The organism is Bacillus sp. 2175, from assembly GCF_057812155.1.
On record NZ_CM173819.1, the window covers coordinates 4,871,792 to 4,891,306 of the forward strand.

Consider the following 19,515-nt stretch of genomic DNA (forward strand, 5'->3'; position numbering starts at 1 on the left):
GTCAGTATGTTTTTTACTTTTTTTCTTGCTTCAGCTTCTCCATATCAGAATTCTGGAAAGTTTGGCCACTGAAGATTTCGTATACAACGATGAAGATGTCAGGTAAATCATTCATAGGAATGGCACCTTTAATTTCATCTAATGTACATTCCGTACCACCACTACGTACCATCGCATAAATTAATGCACGCATCAATTTCGCTTCATTTTCTCCCAGGCTAAATTGTCCTTTTCTTAACATATCATTCATTTCTTTTTCAAATTCATGATAAGGTGTTCCAAATGCTTCTTCCACATAAGGAAAAGATTCAAAAGTGAAAATAACAGGGATTGAGACACCCTGTATCTTAATGCTATTTCTAGTTATATTTACATTTACTAAATCACTTAAACGTGCCATAATTACCCTCCTTATTTACCTGTTTGAGTCGTTCCACCTAGCTGCGCTAGTTGAGATTCATCACAAATTACTTGTTTTAGGAAATCTTCAACTTTGATTCCTGTTGCATCAGGGGAACCTGTATCTAATTCAGCTTGTGTTACATCATTAAATAACAATGGATCTGCTGTAATTGTGTAGGCAGTGTCATCCACAGTCATTTCATCACCTTGTGTTTTCCAAGATTCCTCTACTGGAGCAACTGTACATTTTGGGTACCAACGTAATATTTTTGTTCCATCATTTAAAGGGAATACAACTCCTACTGCGAACTTTGGATACGCCTTCGCCTTCGCTGTTTCAAAAGACACACCTTTTTTACGTGTTTTAGCAAAGATTTTATCTTTTACTTCACGATTTAGACCAGCAAGATTAAAAGCTAATCCAAACGCTGTATTTTTGACAATGTTAATAATTTTTTTGTTAGATGCCCACTTTGTAAAATTAGTAGAAGTAGTGGAAATCGTTAAATCAGAAATATTCGTTTGTCTATAAACGATATCCTCATAAGTTGGTAGTGCACTAGAAGTTTCATTTCCCTTCATCAAGCACAGATATAAATCTTCAATCCCTACGGAATATTGAATTTCTTTATTTTCAATTGTCATGTATATCATCCTCACATTCTATCTATTATTTTTTGTGCCATAATATCAGCAATTTTGTCACCTTCTGCATCAAAGGTATTCTGAACAAAATGTTTCCCTTTCACACGGCCCTTACCATTTGCTTTTTTATGGCCATGTTCAACTAAGTACCAATACCAAGCTTCATCTTTAAATTCCACAGATACACGATCATCTTTCACAACAACCTTTAGGCTATCCCTTAAATGCGTTCGCTTGTTTTTATTGGAGGCTTTGATTTTTGGTTTTAATTTACTAGCAAAATACTTGGCTGCTTCATCTAACACATCCAAACTTACTTTTTTATTCACCCGTAATAGCGTATTGATATCTTCTAAAGCTTCAGCAAAGCCATTGTTATTTGAAGCCATTACTGGATACACCTCACATACGTTATAAACTGCGTGATAGTGTCGTCATTCTCGTCATAACCCATTCCATCAAACTGAGAATAAGACACGCCTACTTCATTAAAAACAGCCTTTAATGGCTCATAATCTTTTTCAGTTCCATTTGTGATAACTGCAATTTGATAAAGTGGCATATCTTTTAGAACCTTATTAGAAGCCCTCTTATGTTGCTCATTCACAAATTCATACACAATATAAGGGTAATCTACCCCTGTAGGAGCACTATCACGAGAAACTGGAATACCAGATTTCTTCATAAGACTTCGCAACTGTTCAAAATTAATTTGCATACGATAGTGACACCTCCATCAATCGGTCTTCTTCTTTTACATAAATGCGCTCAATGTTATAAATACGGCCACCAACTTTTACGCGATAATTCTTTTGATTGTTTTCAATGTCACGATCAATACGAACTTCAATTTTCTTTACAATTTCATTCGTATCTTTTGTTGTGAATTTATCAGTGGCCGTAACTCCAATGTTGTTATATCGAATTTTCCGTTCTAATGGATATCCCATCACAACACGGTCATTTTCCGGATCTATGGTCTCTCCTAATTTAAGTAGCTCACCCATCCATTTGAGTTTATTCGTCTTTCTCTTCATCGGCATAAACCTCCTGGACAAAGAACGGTGTTAAAGCATCAAGCGCCTGTTCTAATTCTTTTTCAGAGACTCTGTAATCATAGATAAGACCAGCGACCATAATAATTAAATACTCGGTCTGTTTGCCTGTCGCGTTCTTTACATAAATCTTTGCTTGTTCAATATAAAAAGAGAGCAAAGAATCATCCATGCCCTCTTCCCAATGAATATGAGATTTTAATTTCTCGATTAAGTCATTCATATTAAGCACCTGGCTTAGTTGCACCCACTTCATAACGGTAAACAGCTGGCTCGAATGGGGAGTAAATTAATTGTCCATCGATAAGGTTGTAAATTTGGAATCCAACCTTATTTGTGCCAGAGAATTTTTCAATTAATTTTTGTAACTCCATACCACCACTTACTTCTTGAATATGGAACGCTTTAAAATCACCAAAATAGAATACTGGTTTAGTTGGATCAGTACCGTCTGCTGCATCAGTAAAATCAACTGGATGGCCAAGTAATTTATAACCTACACCATCTTGTGCTTCATGAAGAAGTGGACGACCTTGTTTATCAGTCATATCTTCAAGAACTGTTAATGCCGCACGATTAATAATCCACATTGCTTTCTTTAATACTTCAGTAACAGGTTGTCCTTTTAATTTAACTAATTGGCTATAAAGAACTTGAGACCATCCCTCTTTATTTAAATCAACTGGAGTTGTTTCATAGTACGCAACTGCTTTCTTAGCTAATGCACCAGGATTTTCATTCCCTTCATCATTACCATTGAACATGTAGTTAATTTCTTTACGTACGTATGCTTTTTTCAATTCATCAATAACGATTTGTTCAATTTTCACACCTGTACGTTTTAATAATTTTTTAGTAATTGTTGCTAGAGCATCAAATTCCGCTGGATCTAAATCAATTGAATCGAATTCGATATCTGTTTCAGGGATTTCTTTACCTGATTTTGCACGCTCTGTCTTACTAACATTAGCTGACGCCTTCTTAACAAGAACAGGGTATTTTACATCAGCATCTGTTTGTACATATGAACCGTATTTACGTAACAGATTTTCTTCTTGCGCATACGTAATTACTTCTTTTGCAATTTCAACTGGAACAGTAACGGAACCATTATTAATTTCAATTCCTAATGAACGTGCTTCCATTTCTGAAATATTACCCACAACAAAATTAGCAAATGCTGAACGAATTTCTTTATTTCTTGCTTTAGTTGATACTGCATTACGAGTAGATAAAGCTGACTTAATGGCGATCATAGCTGCTTGACGTTGTTCCGAACTTACACCACCAGTACCTTCTGGATTTCCAGATCTTCCTTCTCCACCTTCTCCAGATCCAGATGAGCCCTCATCTCCAGAAGAACCGCCTTCATCGTCTTCTCCAGAACCCTCACCTTCGTCACCTTCACCATCATCTTCAAGGTTGGCTAGAGCATCCGCGACTTCTTGTAATTGCTTATTAATTTCATCGATTTCTTCTTGAATTGCCGGTAAATCTTCAGCACGTAATTCAGGATTTTCAACCTGTGTACGTAATTCTACTAATCTTTCATTGCTTCGTTTTTGTAATGCTAATAATAATTGTCTATTCATTTTACTTTTCCCCCAGGATTTCATTTATTTGTTTAATCATTTTCATTCGTTGTTCTATTTCTTTACCAATCTCTTTACTGCGAACTAAAGATACTTCCGTATCGTCATAAGCTGGTATTGAAACAACCGATATTTCATAAAGTTCTACTTCTTTAATGGTCCTTAATGCTGGCTCAACATTGTAATCCCAATTCTCTTCTGTTATCCAAAATCCAAATGAGCATTGGTTAATATCTCCCCTAGACATACTTTCAGCTAAATCTCGACCAACAGATGTATTAGGTAATTCAATTTCGAATTTAAGTCCTTTTTCATCCTCTTCTAGTCTCAATGTGCCGCTTTTTGTTCTACCCAGGACATTATCCCAATTGTGATTGAATAACGCTCTGATATCACCATTCTCAGAAAGAGACCGAGCAAATGCACCATGTTCAATAACTTCATCAAACCAACCACCAATAGTTGTCTTTGAATTAAATACGGCTGCATAACCCGTTATCTTGGAAGGTTGTTCTTCCGTAGCATCCCTGGTACTTAATTTGGTGATGTCAAATGTCCGTGTTTCCTTTGTCTTTGCCATTTCCATCACCTCCCTTCAGTGAATCATCTGTAGCTTGTTTCTCACCAATTTTTGATAAGTCATTTGAAATATAAATCGCTTGTGATTCAGGTGTATTTTGCATAGGGAATCCAAGCATATCCGCAACATTATCTGGCGATGTAATTCCTGTCCGAACAATGTTGTAAGCAATGTTTGTTTTCATGCTATAAGTAACAAAATCAAGGATATTTATTTTGAATCGAATACGTTTCCCCGAATTTTGGCCATAAAAAAGAAGACTCAAGTGGTCTTCAAAATTTCTCATTATCGGTTTGACTGCTTTGTTATGCAAATACATCATCGCTTTCTCAATATCTTCTTTGATTAAAGCGGTATATGTATCCACATTTATGCCTAAAAACTTACCTAAATCCTTCTTGTATACATTTAGATATGCCAAAGTCTTTTCATCGTCTAGCGGGCTTTTAAGCGTTTCTATAGAGTATCCTTTTCCAAGTGGAATCATTTTAACAGACCTTGCATCATCAATGGACTCCAACTGATCTAAAATAGCGTTAATAAGTTTAGACTGTGCTGCGTTTTGTGGATTAATATGAGCATCTAGCTTAAGTAAGAATGCTAATAAACCACCTTTTTTATATTTATCCGTTAAAGTTTTCTCAGCTGACATAACTCCTTCAAGTGTATCTTTTCCTAACTCAAGAATACCTTTACCTTTTAAATGATCAACCCCCATATTTTTCATATGACGAATCATAAATGACGGAATTTCCTCTCCATTTACTTTAAAATGCTCTACCAATCTATCATCCAATTCTGTATAAACATTAGATGCTAGATGTAATTGGTCGCCATCCAAAACTGGAAAAGCTTCACCTTGAAGTAAATAGGTATTGGTCATTAATTTAATGAATTCGGACCGTGTAAGATAATTGTTAGGACTCTTTAAAATTTTAAGAGCTGAATCATTTTTAATTTCCTTACCATCTTTGTCTTCCACAACAATCTCAGCCAGCATCATTTGATTACTTATATCTTGTAGTAACTCATAAACATCGCTAGACTCTAAAATATTATCGTCATTGACGTATCTCCCACCATATCGGATAGTATTGTTGAACATATCTTCAAACCAACCACGTTTTTCAGCTTGTCGATACAAATAATTTGAAAACATACTCCGTAAGCCCATTTTCTCACCTTCTTTCTATCTATAAATTTCATCAATTAATTCATCCATGCCTTCTTCAGTTATGCTATCCATAACCATCATCGTTTCTTTATGAGCACATAAAAAAGCAACAAATCCATCAATCTTCTTTTTGGACTGTCGCTTACTTGGCGCCTTCATCCCATTAATATTTGTTACTACTACAACATTAAGAGCACAATAAACAAACAAAGGATTATCGGTCATTATACGTTTTTCATAAATAAGTATTTCTGAATCATCCATCATTGCATTCATAACGTTAGGCCACTGACTTACTGAGATACATTCGAGGCCAAGATTCTCAAGTTTTTCAATTAACTTTTGTGACATCGCTGGGTCATAGTTTATTTGCTGCACATCATATAAATTCATGCATTCTACAATGTAATCCATAACCTGATCCTGGTTTATCATCTTTCCATCACAAAAAGTAACAAAACCACGTTCAGCCATATAAGTATATGGAACGTTATCTTCCTTCTCGCGATGTTCGATATCTTCATTAGGGACAAAATACATTTGTTTAACTTTTAAAATAGACTTTCCATCTTCGGTATAACCAGTGTTAGGGAAATTCAAGCTCACACATGTTAAATCGGTTGTTTTCGATAAGTCTAAACCGATATAGCAAGTTTCACCTGTTAAATCACCCAGGTCTTCCACAAGAACATGTTCAACTTGCCCTTGTTCAAAGAAATTTTCAGCTCCATTTACGAATACGTTCAAATGCTTAGAAAGGAACTCAGCTTTTTTATGCGCTGAACGTGATGCTGAGATAAATTCTGTTTCAAGTGCACTCATCGTTACAGACACACCGATATTTGGGTTGACCATTGCCCAAACATTACGATCTGTCCAGTCATAATTTTTATTTGGTTCATAAATCATAACGAAACTTGAATCATTATCGTCACGTTTCAATACTTCTTTCGCTTCACGATATACTCGCATACCAACAGATGAAGAACCTTTACCAGCCGTTGATATATTAAACATAATCGGCTCAGCACGAGAAACCTGTGCTGATTTAAAGTTGTCGTATTGATCCATGTTTTCTTGTGCATGAAGTTCATCGTTTAGGATGAAGTGTGGATTGGAACCCTCAATGGATTGAATGTTTTTACTCATAACAATGAATTGATTCTGATAAGCTAAATCATCACGAATGTAGTCATAAGTCACACTGGAAATGGTTCCTTTTGGCCCTTTATAAATGTGTGAACAATCCATTAATACATCATGGTTCATAATTGTTGCTGCAAATGGCTTCGCTGCATATTGAGCCTGGTTAAAATCACTCGCACAACAGTAACAATCGGCACTAAGTACTCCTTCACCGTACATCGCATAACCAAGAGCACCAACACCGATTAAAGTTTTACCATTCTTCTTAGGAACCTGAATATAAGCTTCACGAGTAACTCGGACAATTTGTCCTTTTTCATTTTCATGTACCCATCCATAGATCCAGGAGTAAGCAAACTTCTCCCAATCTTCCAGGATAAAAGGTTGTCCAGCCAAATCACCTTTAGTATGACGGACAAACGTTTCAACCCAATCCATCATTTCATTTGCTCGGTCCACATCGAACCAAATGTCTTTACGCTTTTTCCATTTATAATACCTATCAACCATCGCTTTGATAGTATCAGGGTATTTTTTAGGATTCTTTCTTACCTTTTTCGCATAAATATCTGCATAATTAATGCCACGTTCAATCATTTTGCACCACGCCATTTATTACGATGTTCATCTAATTCACTAACTTTAGCTTTTGGTTTCTTTAGCTCTTCATCTTTTCTAACAGAAGTACCACCGGTAACAATCTTACCTGGTTTAGATTTATTAGTGAGCCCTAACAAGTCTAATGCTTTTGTTTTCTTGTCAGACCAGGTTTCTACTTGCTGGGCCAAAGGGTGCTTTGAATTATTTGTGGCACCAACTTTATTTGTATGCCGCTGCGTAGCTGGAAACCCTTTTTCTTTCCATTCGATAAACATCGTCATATAAACTTCGAAAATATCTAAATAGGATTCAATTAATGGATCTAAAGTAAGGGTGTAAATATCTGCATCACGCATGATTTTCAATATCCGATTTTTCTCAGCTTCTGTTTTATCGGCAACAATTTTTTGACGCTCTTTTTTCGTAGACATTTCACACCCCCCTTTATTTTTTTAAAATGTTGTCTAACGATAGAGATGCCCCCTACGCTACCTATCCTCCCCAGAGGAGAAATTTTAATTTTTGATAGGGGGGCTTCCGAAATAACTCGGAAAAACTTTTTTCGGTTTATCTTCATTTTCTTCGATTGTATGACAAACTGGACAAAGTAATCTTAGGTTATTCTCTTCTAATTTAAGAGTTGGATCTTCTTTGATTGGTATTACATGATGAACATGAGCACGCCTACCAAAGACGAACTGTCCACATCGTTGACAACACCCCTTCTCTCTTTCGTATACCTTTGACCTGACATACTTCCATGCATCAGTACGATAAAATGGTTTGTTATCATGATGATAGATGTTCTTCTTATCTTTCTTCTTCCTTGGTTTGTTACGCTTATGTTCTTCACAGTAACGTCCCTTGCTTATCTTGTTATGACAGCCATTGAAGTCACAGTATTTCATTCAGTATCATTCGTTAATTGCTCAACGATATAGTTACGAATTGATTCTTCTTTCTTTAACTTGCCTGGTACATCGATGCCATTATCTTTAGCAAAGGATAGTAACTCTTCAACATTCATATCATCCAGATTAATTTCAGTATCGGTATCAATTACTTCCACACCAACTACTTTATTGTCAGCATGCTTAATGATCATACTCTCAGGATTAACAACTACTTCGAATCCTGGTTCTTCACCAGTTGGAACAAATAGACTTCGTTTTTCTTTGTTATCCCAATACTCTGTACCAGATATTGTTTTTCTAATTTCAGTAATCATTTACATTCACTCTCCTTATAATTATTAATCCATGTAGCAATCTTCATTGTTAATAAAGCAGGCCAGAATATCGCTAAAAGAAAAACCAAAAATAAGGATGACATTAAAATTATATGTCCATGCTCTTTATCCTTTTTGATTGCTTCTCTTATGGTTGAATAAATATCTAACGATGCATAAACCATACCTACTATTAGATAAGCTAATAACCAAAGCATTGTCATACACCACCCTTTTCAAATGCAACACGTTTGCGCTTTTCTTTACCTAGATAACTTCAAGAACTCTCTCATGCCATCCACAACTTCTTTATCATTTTCAACAAGCTTACCTTTAACAAAAATATCCCCATTGCTTTTCAGAGATACCATTTCTTGTTCACCAACTCTCAAGGTGATACTGTCCTGAGATGTATCTCTTGCCAACTTATTCAAATCTCCATTATGCAACGTTAGATTCATCCTCTCACCTTCCTTAACATTACTTCGATTCATCATTGGTCCATTGCATTTAGGACAGTTCCATCCATCACGTATCTTATGAGAAGTTTCTTCAAATCCACAACTTTCATTTAAACACCAATGTTTTGTTAATGGCATTTTCAAAGCTCTTCCTCCTCTTCAATCAAATGCTCAATGCCCTTTACAGCTTCATCATTGAGGTATAAAGGAATCCTTTTTAAAATCTCAATTGCATCGTGAACCGACTGAATTTTATTTGGGTCAATCTTATGCGGATATGTAGGTTTTAATATTATTGTTTCCTTTTCCATATCTCTACACCACCTATGTAAATTTTATATAATAAAAGGAGAGCCTAAGCTCCCCCCTTCAATACCATATGTAACTCAACCTATACGATTAAAAAAAGCATCAATCGTTGGTTTTGTAAACTCAGCAACCGTTATTGCCGTAGTTAGTGCGATAAAAAATACAGCTACACTCATGCAATCACCTCCTGTTTTCCATCATACAATAAGAGGTGTTACAAACATCCTTAAATTTAATTATAAAAATATTAACATTCTATTACAATTCTTTACATAATAAAAAGCACTCCCTAAGGAATGCTTCTAATAACCTTATTAACCTAGTATTTCTACAAACACTTCTTTTAAAAACTCATTGAACACATCTTCTGTGAAAATTACTCCACGTTTTGTACAATATAACTCATTATCTTGAAGTACTATCTCCTCAAGTTTAGTTACATCAATACCATGATGCTTTTCGACATCTATTACGTTTTTTTCTTTATTAATAGAGATTCGTAGTAAAGTACTTTCAATTTTTATATATTTATCATCAGGTAAATTGATTATCGAATACTCTTTTTTGCTAGGTTTCGGAAATTCATTACGAATCTTTTCTATAGCTGGATATAATTCGGCGAATTTCTCCATTAGTACCTTTTCTTCACTATCTTCTCCAACATAAGTCTTCAATTTACTAATAGTTTGTTCTAAATTACTCACCTGTGCAACATTCCTTTCTACAATTATTTTTGGAATTATAATCCAATATAATTATAACACAAACAGAACGTACATTCCTATAAAAACTATTAATAAAAGAGCAACCGTGCACCAGTTGCCCTTTCGTCAATTTCTTATGTTATTACTATAATTCATTTTTTCAAGGGTTTGTATAATGATGCCTTACCTTAAGTAAATGTTAAGTTCTATTTGAGTACTCAACCTTTTCTCTCATAGCAGCATGTTTGTTGTAAATGTACTGTGAACTGTAGTTAAGTTCTTCAGCAATCTTTTCTAATGTCATGCCTTCCACATACTTAAGATATGCAATTTTATGTTCCAATCCTTTGAATGTATTAATTAATTTTTTCAGTTTATACATATCGTTCATTTTGTGCGCTAATTCATATTCAATTGCTTCAATACGTTCTTCTACTTTCGCGCCTTCCGATTCAGCAGTTAAACGTACTTCTCGCAAATCACCACTGACCCAGCGTTTTAATTCAGCTTTTGTTTTATCTAAGTTGTAATCTAGATACGCAATTTCTTGTTCTAATTCTTGATATACCTTTAGCCAGTTAAACAAATGATGATTCACCTACTTTCTTTGGAACTTCCACAATTCTATTACTCACCATGCACATTCAAATAGTTTTGAGCAAATCTTAATTGTTGACCAATATATTCATCATCCTCATTACCACCACTTACAATCCAATCTCTTATACGATTATTGATATCTTCCAGTACTGGTAAAGGTAACTTAGATGCTATTTCGTTAATTTGTTGTAAATAACTCACTTTATCGTCCCTCATTTCTACTAAGAAACTCTAAATTTCATAAAACGCGTTTATTTTCCTTTCTAAGACGTTTTACACTTTTCACGACCAAATATATTAAGAAAGAAAAACATCTTAGTGTTTCCTCAATCTGAAAAGCCGTTTTTTCGGCAAAATGGATTTTTAAAGAGAAATTAATCATTCCATTTAAAATGAATGTAATGTTCATAGTAAGATCCCCCTAAAAGGGTCTTTCTTTCTTCTTTCTTAAAATCAACTTTCACATCGTCCATCAATTCTTGTAATTTTTCTATAAAAACTTTCGAAAGCATCATATGCTTATTCAGATTATCAAAACAAATTTGATACTTATAACCTGAATATCCCTTTGCAGCACTTTCGATTATTGCAGCTTCCATTTCCTCAGCAAATTCCAACACTTTCTCATCGATGGCTTTTTCTTGGATTTTTTTCAAATTCCCCACTAAAGACATTTTTATTCCCCTTTCGATTCCAATAACGCTTTTGTTCAGTTTCTTTCCTTTGTAGGTAAATACTTTGTAGCCATCCCAACAGCATTTGGATGAGATGATTTATAATCGAAAGAAACACAACTCTTTCGCCAATTACTCCAAAAGTTTGATGATACTGCTTCAGAGTGCCATTTGAAAGTTTGATCAATAAGTTGTCTTATCATTTTCTTTCTCATAGTCTGAATAGGATAGTTTTTGGCATCACCCCAATGGGTAAGTTTACTAGCCTTTACTATTTGACGATTGCGTGTATGTCTCATTACGTCCCTCCGTTTTTATACAAAATTCAAATTGTATTAATATCCTGAGCCGAAGCCCAGGACAAATATTTATTCAGCAATCGTTTCTCCATCTACAATCTTTAATTGACCAGGAGCAACTTCCGTTGTTCCATCAGGATTAACGCTATATTCAACACCTTCATGCGGTTCTTCATAAAACTCATCAATGGACATTTGAGAAGGCTCAAGAATGATATCAACATTTCCACCAGCGAAAGGATAAAGCTGATTTACTACACCTTTCGCATCACTTTTTACATTTAATTTAATTGCTGTTTTCTTGCTATCACGTTGAATATTTGCGAACTCCGCACCGATTGGTTCAACTTCACTTTTCTCCACAGCTAGATAGACAATTGTACCTGGCATTTTTAGTAGATCATCAGCATGTGGCAATTCATCACTTAATACATGGAACATTAAAACTTCCTTTTTATCGTCCTTTTGCATTTTCTTGAATAATACGTTCAATTTTACCTTTGTCATGTCTTCCGACTCCTTTTATATTAAATTGATATTAGAACTAAAGTTTTTCTGTTATTTTAGTGCGTTTCTAGCCTTAGAAAGTCTTTCAGCCGCTTTCTTTCTTTGCTCTTCTGTCATAACTCTTAAATTTTTCATTGTTACCTGTTTTTCTTGAAGAATCCCCTTAACCGCTATCGGTCTTCCGTCCTCTTCTTCTAATGTTTTTAACTCACACAAATTATTGAGTTTTCGAATGTGTTTAGGAACAGTAGAGTAAACACTCCACTGCCCTGTACTATTGTCAAAAACCATTGTAGTTTCTTGCTCTTCACGAGAATATGCCATATTAAAAAGCTCCTGTTTTCAGATAGTATTTTGCCTGGTAATAAAATCTGTGATAAATATTGTGACCAATCATATTTTTGCTCATTGGTACTATTTCAAAGTTGTATTTTGCTTTAAGACTTTCCAATCGACCTTTTAAAGCCTTCGGATCGTATCTACTTCGATACATACCTTTCGCTATTTTTTCATCAAAGTCAGGCTCTTCCACAAATAATACAAACTTACTCTCTTGTGCCCTTATTAACTCATTAATAAATGCCTGTTGAGTGTCTTTCTGTAAATTACCTGTGATTTCGTCTACCCCATTTTTTCTTTCAATGAAACTATTTAAATAAATATCACGGGAGATACCCAATTCTTCATTTTTCGGCACCATACAACTGTAATCCCCATGATTTAATTTTTGTATTTTAACTGGTACATCTTTTTGAACTAGATAATCACGAATATGTTGATTCTGTTTCTCTCTTGTATCAATAACGATTGTGAGTGTTTTAAGAATGTTGTTTATTTCTTTATCTGTGTAGTGAAAGCGAATCATTTTGATTCCTCCAGTAACTCTGGGTTTTCGTAGATGTTTCCGATTACTATAAAATCAAAAATTTCTCCATATACACATCTCGACTTCCCAATTCCAATGTTAAAAGGCAACCAACCAAACTCTCCCCACTTTACAATGTGTTCCGCAAGTGGTTCCTCTTGGAAATGAATCCCGCCATCATGACGACTTACAATATCACCTTCATAAATCTCTTTGCCGTTTTTATCTTTTAAGCCTGTATATTGCATAACATTAAAAGGTCGTTGTTCTGGCGTTCCGGGGAAAATCTCCCATGCAGGTAAATCAAAAATTTCTCCCCATTCCATCATTTTTTTACTCATTACATTCCAAACTCGAAATTGATATCTCATCTTCATGCTCCTTTCCTTGCATATATAACCGCACGTTCATATATCTTTCTTGCCATTGCATTTGATTCATCATTTTCAAATTGACGATGATCCTCATAAACATCTGTCCAACCATTATTAGCAAGGACAATCGTCCACTCATAAAACAGTTGCAATGAATCTTCTTCTTCAACTAACCAATTGTGTAATTTTTGATTATGTTTCCAACCACAAAAATGATGAAATATCTTCATTAACGTAATTTTCTCCGCACTCTCATCTTTCCAAGATTGAAACCAATCATAAATAGCTTGATAGTTTTGTTCGGCAGCCTTCATTACTTCCGCTGGAATTAAATTTTGTTTTTTTATCGCAACTTGATTATCTTTTTCATCAAGATAGATATTTGCACCTGATTTCCAAATCGCACTTAAAATTAATAAAACCTGCAAATCTATCACCTCTGTTATCAGAAACTACTAAAAGTGTTACTGAAAAAGACCTAAAATCAGCATGTGTTACTTTTTAGTAACCCGCTTGAGCCTTAGAGCCCCAAGGGATTAAAGTACTTAGGTTACCTTTGTTACCTATTTTGAGCATTAAGCCCCCTAATAGAATACTTATATATATATTTATTTTTTGTTTATATATATTTTTAGTAACAAAAGTAACAAAAAGGATATAAAAGGTACCTTGAGCCCTTATGTATCAAGGGTTTTAAGTGATTTTAAATATGTTACTTTTAGTAACACTTTCGCTATTTTCATCGTTTTTCAGTAACTTTTGCTGTTTAAAAGTATTTTTTCGGTCTGCTAAAGTAACACCTTTGATGTAATACTTATTTTTGTTACCACGTTCTCTCTTGAATCCTTGGGATTCTAAAATTCGGTAAAATGCTCTATTTTTTAATTGATGCTCACCATTTCTAAAACACCAATTCGCATAAACTTCATATAATTCTTTTGCTTCGATTTGAACATCTTCTCTTTTAAAGCAACATTCGAACATAAACGGACCGAGAATATCCATTTCCTCTTTGTAATCACCTGTTGCTTTCATAACAATTGCCGGATCGTTTAGTCCCGACTTCTGCCACTTCAAGCAACCCTCAATCGCCCAATTCAGGATTCCTGGCATTTCCAAGCTAATTTTTTCGGGTAATTTCTTATCACGTTTCTCTTTGGGTAACTGTAGGTTAAATGGAACCAAACGAATACGTCTCCAAATACCTTCATCTACACCTTTAATTACTGGTTTATGGTTTGTTGTAAAGAACACTTTAAACTCTGGTATGAATTCAAAATACTCTTGTCTAAGGAAACGTGCTAATACTGGCTCACCGCCTGTTATTTGTTTTACAAAAGCTTCTGAGAGTTGTTCACCCTCTTCACTTTCGATTGCAGATACAAAGCGAGCTCCCACTAACCTAGCGATATCGTTATTAGCTCCTGTTTCTTTTTTCTTAATGAAAGTATCTGATTTTGCTTGTTTACCGTATTCACCCAAAAGGTCCTTAATGGTATTAATAAAGGTCGATTTTCCGTTGGAACCTCCACCGATTAGGAAGACCATTATTTGCTCCGTAATTTCCCCTGTTAGTGAGTAACCAATTAACCGCTGCATGTATTCAGTCAGTTCCTTATCACCTTGGAAAATTTGATCTAAGAAATTAAGCCATTCAGGACACTTTGCATTTTCATCAAAAGCAATATTAGTGATTTTAGTTAAACCAAGTTCCCGATCATGTTGTTGCAGCTTTCCTGTTTTCAAATCAACAATGCCATTTTCAACATTGAATAAATACTTATGCTTATCAAAATCTTCACGCTCACCTGGAACCAACGGCATAAGGTCCTTAATGCTATTCATTCGGATGTTTCTACGCTCGCACATCCGAGCCCATTTTGTTTCTAATTCATCTTCTGATTTATAAAGACTTCTAAGTACTTTTGCTGTAATTCTTTCAATTTCTTTTTTCGTATCCAGCTTCCATCGTTTGCCGTCCCAAATGTACCAACCAATGTCGCTAACATATTTAATTACATGCCCATATTCATATGCAATACGTTCAGCATTACCAAGTTCCGTTAAACGGAATTTCTTTTTCGGTTTGTCCTCCACAACTTCAACCGCATCTTCATTAATGAAATCAAAGGAAAATTCTTCGAATTGTTGCTTGTTATCTAAAATAGTTGTGGAAGTAGATGAAATAGCCGTTGCAATCGTTCTTTCACCGTACGTTTCGTTTGTATCACTAAAATGGATAACATCCCATTTATCACGAATTAAGCTAGTCTCACGAAACATCGTATCCATTCGAGTTGCTGATTTACCTGTCCAAAAAGCTAAGTGATTACATAAAGCAAGATCAGTTGCCGAATGGTCATTATTTATTAAGTTGCCATTGTATAACGAACGAATTTCATCACCATTCTTACTTCTAAACATTCTTTCCCATAGAGCATCATTCGAAATTTTGATTTCATCTTTTTCAAACTCTGCTAAATTTACACGACCTTGAATGTCGCTATCATCAAAATATTTTTCAAATACTTCAGCTAGTTCATCCGTTCGCTCGTATACATCATTAGAATTCTCACGATTTCCAGTAAAGGTAAAGAAGCGGCCGTATGAATAAATTTCTAAACCATGCTTTGTATTTTTCCGTCCAGTACCTAAAACAGATTGTGGAAGACCACCTCTGATAATGATGTGAATCCCATTTCCTGACGGCGAAAATTCTGTATAGCTATCTAATGTATCGATAATCTCTGTTGCAAAAGCATTTGTTTTTCCATCCACAACACACTTATCAATATCTATTCCGATGTAATTGTCCTGCCTGCTGAACACGAAACCTATTCCGTCATAGTCACCTTCTAAGTAAAATTTGACCGCTGTTGCAAATGTTGACCAAGTACGCCTATTATTCGCTTGGGCCATTTCGCCAGTGACCTGACACGGAACCTTGGTTTGCTTTCCATTTCGTGTTTCAAACTTCCACAATATCCACTGAGGAAGGGCCTTTAACTCGGCAGGAATTTCATTAAAATTGTATGGATTCTTTTTCATTTCGCCCACCATTTTTCTTGAGTAATAATTTCTAACGCCTGTAAGCAACGTTCGCGTTGAAACATGCCGAAATGACACTCATCACTATTTATCCTTAATTTTTCTGCTAAACATGCATATAAACAACCTCGACTAGCTACCCTTTCATGTCTCCATAACTTGTCAAAAATCTCGTGACATGCTTTACGTAAAATTTGTACATCTTTTGTTGCTAAAGTTCCGAGTGGATTTCCATTACTATGTGTACCAACGTTTGCTTTACAATCATGACAGTAGTAACATTTTCCGTTTCCATATTCACGACCATAAATTATGGAATTACTTTCCCTTTTCACATTTTCTGATCCACAATTATGGCAGTTTTTTATTATTTTCATGGTAAATCACCTCAATTTAGGTATAAAAAAGAGAAGTCGGTTAAAACCAACCTCTCTATTTAGTTATTAGAATGGTAAATCATCATCACCGATAGAAATTGGTTCCCCAACTTGTGACGGAGAATCTACTTTTGATACATCAAAATATCTCGCTTTTGGATATTTCTTGTTTTTATCATTACGATCTTCTTGATGTTTAACAGTTATTAATAATGACTTATTAAAAAGTTGCTTGGCCATATCATCAGCACTGTTAAATGTAGTTCCATTCGGGAATCCACAAGCTGCAATTAAGCTATTAATTCTTTTAATATTGTTTTCCTGGTATTCAGGATTATCATTATGAAAATAGAATGTGTTATATAGGATCTTCGCTCCTTGGTGTGGCTGTGGAACATCTGAACGAATCTCAAAATCTAATTCTAAAGTTGGATGACCTTGAAAGTCCTTTGCTGTTGCATTAATAACACTTGCTTCATATTTACCTTCTGCTACTAGTTCAAAACCTGTACTTACGTTTGTTTCATCAAATTTAAAGAATGACATTATTTATTTCCCCCTATTTTTTCATTTGTAGATGACACTATTAATTCACCTTGTACGCAGCCTTTACGCTGATCCAAATGATTCTTAGCATAAGTACTTTGGTCGCCTTCTAGGACAAATCCCCGTGTACCATCTGCTTTTTTCACTAACCTAGCAACAACACTAACAACACCCAAAATATGATTAACAATTTTATCCCGAATATCCGGAATAAATTGAGTGTACTGCTGCCCATTTTCATGTGTAATAGTATGCGTTGTTTCCCAAGCGGTAAAAATGATATTTGCATCTAAAGTTTTAAATGTTTCTACTAACTTTAAAAGATGGTTATCTAGTAAAGCGTAATCCTTCAATTCAGGCATACCACTTTTTGTATTTTCACCTTTCTTCAATAACCATAACTTTTGATAATGCGTTAAGTTATCGATAAAGATATTGTCGTATTTATTAATGTTCGCTTTAGCATGTCCATAAAATTGTAAAATGCTATCATGTGGATTACTTTCATCAATCTCCGCTACATCTACATTTTCATATCCTTCTAAAACTTGGCTTGTTCCATCAATATCAAGAACTAATGTTTTTCCTGGTAGCAACCCAGCAACCGTCGTTTTACCGTCACCCGGTTTTGAATACATGATAATTTTTGCATTATTACTTTTCGTAATTTCAGTACCGTTTTTGATTTTCATTTATAAATCTCCCTCCTATTCTTTAATATCTAATTCTGTAGCTTTACTTTGCAGACTCTCTAGCATCTGTGGAATATTAAGCCTTTGAATAATATCAACGGATAACTGTTCTTTTAGATTGTTTTCAAGCGCCTTAACTATTGTTTCCTCTGCATCTTTTCTTGCAGTTTGAATCATCGTGCTAACTTTAGAAGTAAGCTCCTTAGCGAGATAGTTTTGAATAAAATACTCGCTTATGGATAACTTTCTATCACCTGAGTACTTAGCCTCTCGGCCATTTTCATCAAGTGTTTTTTCAGTCAGATATCGTTCATACCTCATACCAATAAACTCACTGATCGGCATTAATTCTACTTCTGATCCCCAGCCATTTTTCTTATATGGTATTTTTAATTCATCGATTTTCTTTTCTAAGGCTCCATGAATAAAAGTATCTACAACCTCATTTGCTTTTTCCTCAACTTCACGTTCAATTTTTGCTAAAATCTTTTGTTCTGCTTTTTGAATCAATCTATCCTGTAAACCAGCAATAACTTGACTTTTGATTAAATCATCAAGATTTTCACCTTCCTCTAACCAATCTATATCTAATTCAATTTTTACTTTAGCCATTTTTATAAAACCTCCACACTGTAAGAAATAGATTCAGGTTTAACCGTAACCCCTGGAACAATTTGTCCATCCTCATCCACAACTACTTTTTCACCGCTGATTTCCGCAATCTTGAATTTCTTCTTCAAGTCACCCCATTTAACTTCAGTCTTTAGACAATCATCAAGATGATTTTCAATAGCATATTGAAGTACCTGGGCTTTATCTTTTTGTTCTGGCGCTTCACTACTCTTACGGGTTTTGGATTTACCATAAGGCGTGCTAATCGTTTTCTGTTTTGGATCTGCAGCAAGTTGTTCCGCATGGTAACGATGGATATGACTTTCAAAGAAACTAATGCTATCGTGGATAGGCTTTAATTCTTTTTGCTCCCATTGTGCAATACGGTCACGTTCAACATTTGCCAATGTTGTAATTTTCTTTTCTTCAGCTTTAAGTGCAGTCAATTTACGGAATGCCCAATTAAGGCCTTCCAAATCACTAATTTCAAATTGCTTCTCCGCATCCTGTAATTCATCAACTTCCGCTAATTCAATTTCTTGTAATGAGTTCATCGATATTACCTCCAAAGATATTTTTTATTTGCTCTCCCGTGTGGATAGAATAGTAGGTTATGCCGTTTCGCTTGAAGTTAGCTCGAAAAGGATAATCAGAACACTCACGTGTTACTACTTCTAAATCCCCTTTTTCGTTAAGGAGTTCTTCAAATAATTCATCAGTTACTTGTACTTCATTTCCAAAGACATTCAAGATTCCATGATTTTCTGCTGAATTTATAGCTTGTATATGTTCTTCAATCGCTTTAATATCCATTAAAATTCCGCCACCCTTTCATACTCCACAGTTTTGCGAATTACTTCTCCACCGACATCATTGGCTACTTGCTTTGATTTTTCATATTCAAATTCCATTGCACTTTTAGCTAACCTCGTTACTACCAATGGATCTGCATTACTAACAAATAAATTACCTACACTTACTAGATATGTAGTTTTAGTTTTTAATTGTCTATCCATTACGTTTCT

The 19,515-nt window shown here is 34.8% G+C and carries 34 protein-coding genes; all 34 read right to left on the reverse strand.

What is annotated here, in order from left to right; all coding sequences use genetic code 11:
• Window positions 1–13: 13 nt before the first annotated feature.
• Complete coding sequence (locus ACXKY9_RS25415) at window positions 14–400, reverse strand: hypothetical protein (RefSeq protein WP_000113342.1); 387 nt, start codon at window positions 398–400, stop codon at window positions 14–16.
• A gap of 11 nt (window positions 401–411) precedes the next feature.
• Window positions 412–1,047, reverse strand: coding sequence for a major tail protein (locus ACXKY9_RS25420; RefSeq protein ID WP_038413819.1), 636 nt, complete (start codon window positions 1,045–1,047; stop codon window positions 412–414).
• A gap of 11 nt (window positions 1,048–1,058) precedes the next feature.
• Complete coding sequence (locus tag ACXKY9_RS25425; RefSeq protein WP_038413820.1) at window positions 1,059–1,436, reverse strand: HK97-gp10 family putative phage morphogenesis protein; 378 nt, start codon at window positions 1,434–1,436, stop codon at window positions 1,059–1,061.
• Window positions 1,436–1,765: a hypothetical protein gene (locus ACXKY9_RS25430; protein WP_038413822.1), complete on the reverse strand. Its 330-nt coding sequence runs from the start codon at window positions 1,763–1,765 to the stop codon at window positions 1,436–1,438. The genes ACXKY9_RS25425 and ACXKY9_RS25430 overlap by 1 nt, the downstream gene beginning before the upstream one ends.
• Window positions 1,755–2,084, reverse strand: coding sequence for a hypothetical protein (locus ACXKY9_RS25435; RefSeq protein WP_374203651.1), 330 nt, complete (start codon window positions 2,082–2,084; stop codon window positions 1,755–1,757). The genes ACXKY9_RS25430 and ACXKY9_RS25435 overlap by 11 nt, the downstream gene beginning before the upstream one ends.
• On the reverse strand, window positions 2,065–2,325 hold the full coding sequence (locus ACXKY9_RS25440) for a head-tail connector protein (RefSeq protein WP_038413826.1): 261 nt from the start codon (window positions 2,323–2,325) through the stop codon (window positions 2,065–2,067). Before ACXKY9_RS25440 ends, ACXKY9_RS25435 begins: the two co-directional genes overlap by 20 nt.
• Before the next feature lies 1 nt (window position 2,326).
• Window positions 2,327–3,694: a phage major capsid protein gene (locus ACXKY9_RS25445; RefSeq protein ID WP_038413828.1), complete on the reverse strand. Its 1,368-nt coding sequence runs from the start codon at window positions 3,692–3,694 to the stop codon at window positions 2,327–2,329.
• A 1-nt stretch (window position 3,695) separates the two neighbouring features.
• Complete coding sequence (locus ACXKY9_RS25450; RefSeq protein WP_038413830.1) at window positions 3,696–4,274, reverse strand: HK97 family phage prohead protease; 579 nt, start codon at window positions 4,272–4,274, stop codon at window positions 3,696–3,698.
• Window positions 4,243–5,448: a phage portal protein gene (locus ACXKY9_RS25455; protein ID WP_038413832.1), complete on the reverse strand. Its 1,206-nt coding sequence runs from the start codon at window positions 5,446–5,448 to the stop codon at window positions 4,243–4,245. Before ACXKY9_RS25455 ends, ACXKY9_RS25450 begins: the two co-directional genes overlap by 32 nt.
• Before the next feature lie 15 nt (window positions 5,449–5,463).
• Entirely contained in the window at window positions 5,464–7,191 is a 1,728-nt protein-coding gene (locus tag ACXKY9_RS25460; RefSeq protein WP_038413833.1) for a terminase large subunit, read from the reverse strand.
• On the reverse strand, window positions 7,188–7,625 hold the full coding sequence (locus tag ACXKY9_RS25465) for a P27 family phage terminase small subunit (RefSeq protein ID WP_038413835.1): 438 nt from the start codon (window positions 7,623–7,625) through the stop codon (window positions 7,188–7,190). The genes ACXKY9_RS25460 and ACXKY9_RS25465 overlap by 4 nt, the downstream gene beginning before the upstream one ends.
• Before the next feature lie 84 nt (window positions 7,626–7,709).
• On the reverse strand, window positions 7,710–8,102 hold the full coding sequence (locus ACXKY9_RS25470) for an HNH endonuclease (RefSeq protein WP_038413837.1): 393 nt from the start codon (window positions 8,100–8,102) through the stop codon (window positions 7,710–7,712).
• Window positions 8,099–8,422, reverse strand: a complete 324-nt coding sequence (locus tag ACXKY9_RS25475; RefSeq protein WP_038413839.1) for a phage protein — start codon at window positions 8,420–8,422, stop codon at window positions 8,099–8,101. The genes ACXKY9_RS25470 and ACXKY9_RS25475 overlap by 4 nt, the downstream gene beginning before the upstream one ends.
• A complete protein-coding gene (locus ACXKY9_RS25480; RefSeq protein ID WP_038413841.1) occupies window positions 8,419–8,640 on the reverse strand; it encodes a hypothetical protein in 222 nt (73 codons plus the stop codon). The genes ACXKY9_RS25475 and ACXKY9_RS25480 overlap by 4 nt, the downstream gene beginning before the upstream one ends.
• A gap of 45 nt (window positions 8,641–8,685) precedes the next feature.
• Complete coding sequence (locus ACXKY9_RS25485) at window positions 8,686–8,883, reverse strand: hypothetical protein (protein ID WP_038413982.1); 198 nt, start codon at window positions 8,881–8,883, stop codon at window positions 8,686–8,688.
• Between the two features lie 140 nt (window positions 8,884–9,023).
• A complete protein-coding gene (locus ACXKY9_RS25490) occupies window positions 9,024–9,194 on the reverse strand; it encodes a hypothetical protein (protein WP_172965765.1) in 171 nt (56 codons plus the stop codon).
• Window positions 9,195–9,506: 312 nt separating this feature from the next.
• Window positions 9,507–9,896 carry a DUF3942 family protein gene (locus ACXKY9_RS25495; protein ID WP_038413842.1) on the reverse strand — a complete coding sequence of 130 codons (390 nt, stop codon included), beginning with the start codon at window positions 9,894–9,896 and terminating at the stop codon, window positions 9,507–9,509.
• A 199-nt stretch (window positions 9,897–10,095) separates the two neighbouring features.
• The gene (locus ACXKY9_RS25500; protein WP_038413844.1) at window positions 10,096–10,482 is read right to left on the reverse strand and encodes a sugar-binding transcriptional regulator; all 387 of its coding nucleotides are present in this window, start codon (window positions 10,480–10,482) and stop codon (window positions 10,096–10,098) included.
• 41 nt (window positions 10,483–10,523) lie between these two features.
• Window positions 10,524–10,697 carry a DUF6877 family protein gene (locus tag ACXKY9_RS25505; protein WP_198319674.1) on the reverse strand — a complete coding sequence of 58 codons (174 nt, stop codon included), beginning with the start codon at window positions 10,695–10,697 and terminating at the stop codon, window positions 10,524–10,526.
• 173 nt (window positions 10,698–10,870) lie between these two features.
• Window positions 10,871–11,170 carry a hypothetical protein gene (locus ACXKY9_RS25510; protein ID WP_038413846.1) on the reverse strand — a complete coding sequence of 100 codons (300 nt, stop codon included), beginning with the start codon at window positions 11,168–11,170 and terminating at the stop codon, window positions 10,871–10,873.
• 35 nt (window positions 11,171–11,205) lie between these two features.
• Window positions 11,206–11,469, reverse strand: coding sequence for a hypothetical protein (locus tag ACXKY9_RS25515; protein ID WP_001216580.1), 264 nt, complete (start codon window positions 11,467–11,469; stop codon window positions 11,206–11,208).
• A 69-nt stretch (window positions 11,470–11,538) separates the two neighbouring features.
• Window positions 11,539–11,976 carry a hypothetical protein gene (locus tag ACXKY9_RS25520; protein ID WP_000169951.1) on the reverse strand — a complete coding sequence of 146 codons (438 nt, stop codon included), beginning with the start codon at window positions 11,974–11,976 and terminating at the stop codon, window positions 11,539–11,541.
• Between the two features lie 51 nt (window positions 11,977–12,027).
• The gene (locus ACXKY9_RS25525) at window positions 12,028–12,300 is read right to left on the reverse strand and encodes a hypothetical protein (protein ID WP_000331834.1); all 273 of its coding nucleotides are present in this window, start codon (window positions 12,298–12,300) and stop codon (window positions 12,028–12,030) included.
• Window position 12,301: 1 nt separating this feature from the next.
• On the reverse strand, window positions 12,302–12,841 hold the full coding sequence (locus ACXKY9_RS25530) for an ERCC4 domain-containing protein (protein WP_000617754.1): 540 nt from the start codon (window positions 12,839–12,841) through the stop codon (window positions 12,302–12,304).
• The gene (locus ACXKY9_RS25535) at window positions 12,838–13,212 is read right to left on the reverse strand and encodes a YopX family protein (RefSeq protein ID WP_080703607.1); all 375 of its coding nucleotides are present in this window, start codon (window positions 13,210–13,212) and stop codon (window positions 12,838–12,840) included. The genes ACXKY9_RS25530 and ACXKY9_RS25535 overlap by 4 nt, the downstream gene beginning before the upstream one ends.
• 2 nt (window positions 13,213–13,214) lie before the next feature.
• The gene (locus tag ACXKY9_RS25540) at window positions 13,215–13,643 is read right to left on the reverse strand and encodes a hypothetical protein (protein ID WP_038413852.1); all 429 of its coding nucleotides are present in this window, start codon (window positions 13,641–13,643) and stop codon (window positions 13,215–13,217) included.
• A 265-nt stretch (window positions 13,644–13,908) separates the two neighbouring features.
• Window positions 13,909–16,263 (reverse strand): phage/plasmid primase, P4 family, encoded by a 2,355-nt coding sequence (locus ACXKY9_RS25545; protein WP_038413854.1) that lies wholly within the window; start codon window positions 16,261–16,263, stop codon window positions 13,909–13,911.
• Complete coding sequence (locus tag ACXKY9_RS25550; protein WP_038413856.1) at window positions 16,260–16,640, reverse strand: zinc-finger-containing protein; 381 nt, start codon at window positions 16,638–16,640, stop codon at window positions 16,260–16,262. The genes ACXKY9_RS25545 and ACXKY9_RS25550 overlap by 4 nt, the downstream gene beginning before the upstream one ends.
• A 66-nt stretch (window positions 16,641–16,706) precedes the next feature.
• Window positions 16,707–17,186: a DUF669 domain-containing protein gene (locus ACXKY9_RS25555; RefSeq protein WP_038413858.1), complete on the reverse strand. Its 480-nt coding sequence runs from the start codon at window positions 17,184–17,186 to the stop codon at window positions 16,707–16,709.
• Window positions 17,186–17,878, reverse strand: coding sequence for an AAA family ATPase (locus ACXKY9_RS25560; RefSeq protein WP_038413860.1), 693 nt, complete (start codon window positions 17,876–17,878; stop codon window positions 17,186–17,188). Before ACXKY9_RS25560 ends, ACXKY9_RS25555 begins: the two co-directional genes overlap by 1 nt.
• Window positions 17,879–17,893: 15 nt before the next feature.
• The gene (locus tag ACXKY9_RS25565; protein WP_038413862.1) at window positions 17,894–18,490 is read right to left on the reverse strand and encodes a hypothetical protein; all 597 of its coding nucleotides are present in this window, start codon (window positions 18,488–18,490) and stop codon (window positions 17,894–17,896) included.
• A 2-nt stretch (window positions 18,491–18,492) separates the two neighbouring features.
• Window positions 18,493–19,044 (reverse strand): host-nuclease inhibitor Gam family protein, encoded by a 552-nt coding sequence (locus ACXKY9_RS25570; protein WP_038413864.1) that lies wholly within the window; start codon window positions 19,042–19,044, stop codon window positions 18,493–18,495.
• The gene (locus ACXKY9_RS25575; RefSeq protein WP_038413866.1) at window positions 19,022–19,303 is read right to left on the reverse strand and encodes a hypothetical protein; all 282 of its coding nucleotides are present in this window, start codon (window positions 19,301–19,303) and stop codon (window positions 19,022–19,024) included. Before ACXKY9_RS25575 ends, ACXKY9_RS25570 begins: the two co-directional genes overlap by 23 nt.
• Window positions 19,303–19,506: a hypothetical protein gene (locus ACXKY9_RS25580; RefSeq protein WP_038413868.1), complete on the reverse strand. Its 204-nt coding sequence runs from the start codon at window positions 19,504–19,506 to the stop codon at window positions 19,303–19,305. Before ACXKY9_RS25580 ends, ACXKY9_RS25575 begins: the two co-directional genes overlap by 1 nt.
• Window positions 19,507–19,515 lie beyond the last annotated feature (9 nt).

What these genes read in the sequence shown, in the direction of transcription:
- ACXKY9_RS25510 (WP_038413846.1), bottom strand. Translation starts at nt 11,170, where the DNA reads ATGTCTTTAGTGGGGAATTTGAAAAAAATCCAAGAAAAAGCCATCGAT.
- ACXKY9_RS25455 (WP_038413832.1), bottom strand. Translation starts at nt 5,448, where the DNA reads ATGGGCTTACGGAGTATGTTTTCAAATTATTTGTATCGACAAGCTGAA.
- ACXKY9_RS25475 (WP_038413839.1), bottom strand. Translation starts at nt 8,422, where the DNA reads ATGATTACTGAAATTAGAAAAACAATATCTGGTACAGAGTATTGGGAT.
- ACXKY9_RS25450 (WP_038413830.1), bottom strand. Translation starts at nt 4,274, where the DNA reads ATGGCAAAGACAAAGGAAACACGGACATTTGACATCACCAAATTAAGT.
- ACXKY9_RS25535 (WP_080703607.1), bottom strand. Translation starts at nt 13,212, where the DNA reads ATGAGATATCAATTTCGAGTTTGGAATGTAATGAGTAAAAAAATGATG.
- ACXKY9_RS25530 (WP_000617754.1), bottom strand. Translation starts at nt 12,841, where the DNA reads ATGATTCGCTTTCACTACACAGATAAAGAAATAAACAACATTCTTAAA.
- ACXKY9_RS25525 (WP_000331834.1), bottom strand. Translation starts at nt 12,300, where the DNA reads ATGGCATATTCTCGTGAAGAGCAAGAAACTACAATGGTTTTTGACAAT.
- ACXKY9_RS25465 (WP_038413835.1), bottom strand. Translation starts at nt 7,625, where the DNA reads ATGTCTACGAAAAAAGAGCGTCAAAAAATTGTTGCCGATAAAACAGAA.
- ACXKY9_RS25560 (WP_038413860.1), bottom strand. Translation starts at nt 17,878, where the DNA reads ATGAAAATCAAAAACGGTACTGAAATTACGAAAAGTAATAATGCAAAA.
- ACXKY9_RS25520 (WP_000169951.1), bottom strand. Translation starts at nt 11,976, where the DNA reads ATGACAAAGGTAAAATTGAACGTATTATTCAAGAAAATGCAAAAGGAC.
- ACXKY9_RS25470 (WP_038413837.1), bottom strand. Translation starts at nt 8,102, where the DNA reads ATGAAATACTGTGACTTCAATGGCTGTCATAACAAGATAAGCAAGGGA.
- ACXKY9_RS25480 (WP_038413841.1), bottom strand. Translation starts at nt 8,640, where the DNA reads ATGCTTTGGTTATTAGCTTATCTAATAGTAGGTATGGTTTATGCATCG.
- ACXKY9_RS25490 (WP_172965765.1), bottom strand. Translation starts at nt 9,194, where the DNA reads ATGGAAAAGGAAACAATAATATTAAAACCTACATATCCGCATAAGATT.
- ACXKY9_RS25445 (WP_038413828.1), bottom strand. Translation starts at nt 3,694, where the DNA reads ATGAATAGACAATTATTATTAGCATTACAAAAACGAAGCAATGAAAGA.
- ACXKY9_RS25430 (WP_038413822.1), bottom strand. Translation starts at nt 1,765, where the DNA reads ATGCAAATTAATTTTGAACAGTTGCGAAGTCTTATGAAGAAATCTGGT.
- ACXKY9_RS25485 (WP_038413982.1), bottom strand. Translation starts at nt 8,883, where the DNA reads ATGAATCTAACGTTGCATAATGGAGATTTGAATAAGTTGGCAAGAGAT.
- ACXKY9_RS25555 (WP_038413858.1), bottom strand. Translation starts at nt 17,186, where the DNA reads ATGTCATTCTTTAAATTTGATGAAACAAACGTAAGTACAGGTTTTGAA.
- ACXKY9_RS25565 (WP_038413862.1), bottom strand. Translation starts at nt 18,490, where the DNA reads ATGGCTAAAGTAAAAATTGAATTAGATATAGATTGGTTAGAGGAAGGT.
- ACXKY9_RS25415 (WP_000113342.1), bottom strand. Translation starts at nt 400, where the DNA reads ATGGCACGTTTAAGTGATTTAGTAAATGTAAATATAACTAGAAATAGC.
- ACXKY9_RS25575 (WP_038413866.1), bottom strand. Translation starts at nt 19,303, where the DNA reads ATGGATATTAAAGCGATTGAAGAACATATACAAGCTATAAATTCAGCA.
- ACXKY9_RS25420 (WP_038413819.1), bottom strand. Translation starts at nt 1,047, where the DNA reads ATGACAATTGAAAATAAAGAAATTCAATATTCCGTAGGGATTGAAGAT.
- ACXKY9_RS25425 (WP_038413820.1), bottom strand. Translation starts at nt 1,436, where the DNA reads ATGGCTTCAAATAACAATGGCTTTGCTGAAGCTTTAGAAGATATCAAT.
- ACXKY9_RS25440 (WP_038413826.1), bottom strand. Translation starts at nt 2,325, where the DNA reads ATGAATGACTTAATCGAGAAATTAAAATCTCATATTCATTGGGAAGAG.
- ACXKY9_RS25435 (WP_374203651.1), bottom strand. Translation starts at nt 2,084, where the DNA reads ATGAAGAGAAAGACGAATAAACTCAAATGGATGGGTGAGCTACTTAAA.
- ACXKY9_RS25550 (WP_038413856.1), bottom strand. Translation starts at nt 16,640, where the DNA reads ATGAAAATAATAAAAAACTGCCATAATTGTGGATCAGAAAATGTGAAA.
- ACXKY9_RS25460 (WP_038413833.1), bottom strand. Translation starts at nt 7,191, where the DNA reads ATGATTGAACGTGGCATTAATTATGCAGATATTTATGCGAAAAAGGTA.
- ACXKY9_RS25515 (WP_001216580.1), bottom strand. Translation starts at nt 11,469, where the DNA reads ATGAGACATACACGCAATCGTCAAATAGTAAAGGCTAGTAAACTTACC.
- ACXKY9_RS25545 (WP_038413854.1), bottom strand. Translation starts at nt 16,263, where the DNA reads ATGAAAAAGAATCCATACAATTTTAATGAAATTCCTGCCGAGTTAAAG.
- ACXKY9_RS25580 (WP_038413868.1), bottom strand. Translation starts at nt 19,506, where the DNA reads ATGGATAGACAATTAAAAACTAAAACTACATATCTAGTAAGTGTAGGT.
- ACXKY9_RS25570 (WP_038413864.1), bottom strand. Translation starts at nt 19,044, where the DNA reads ATGAACTCATTACAAGAAATTGAATTAGCGGAAGTTGATGAATTACAG.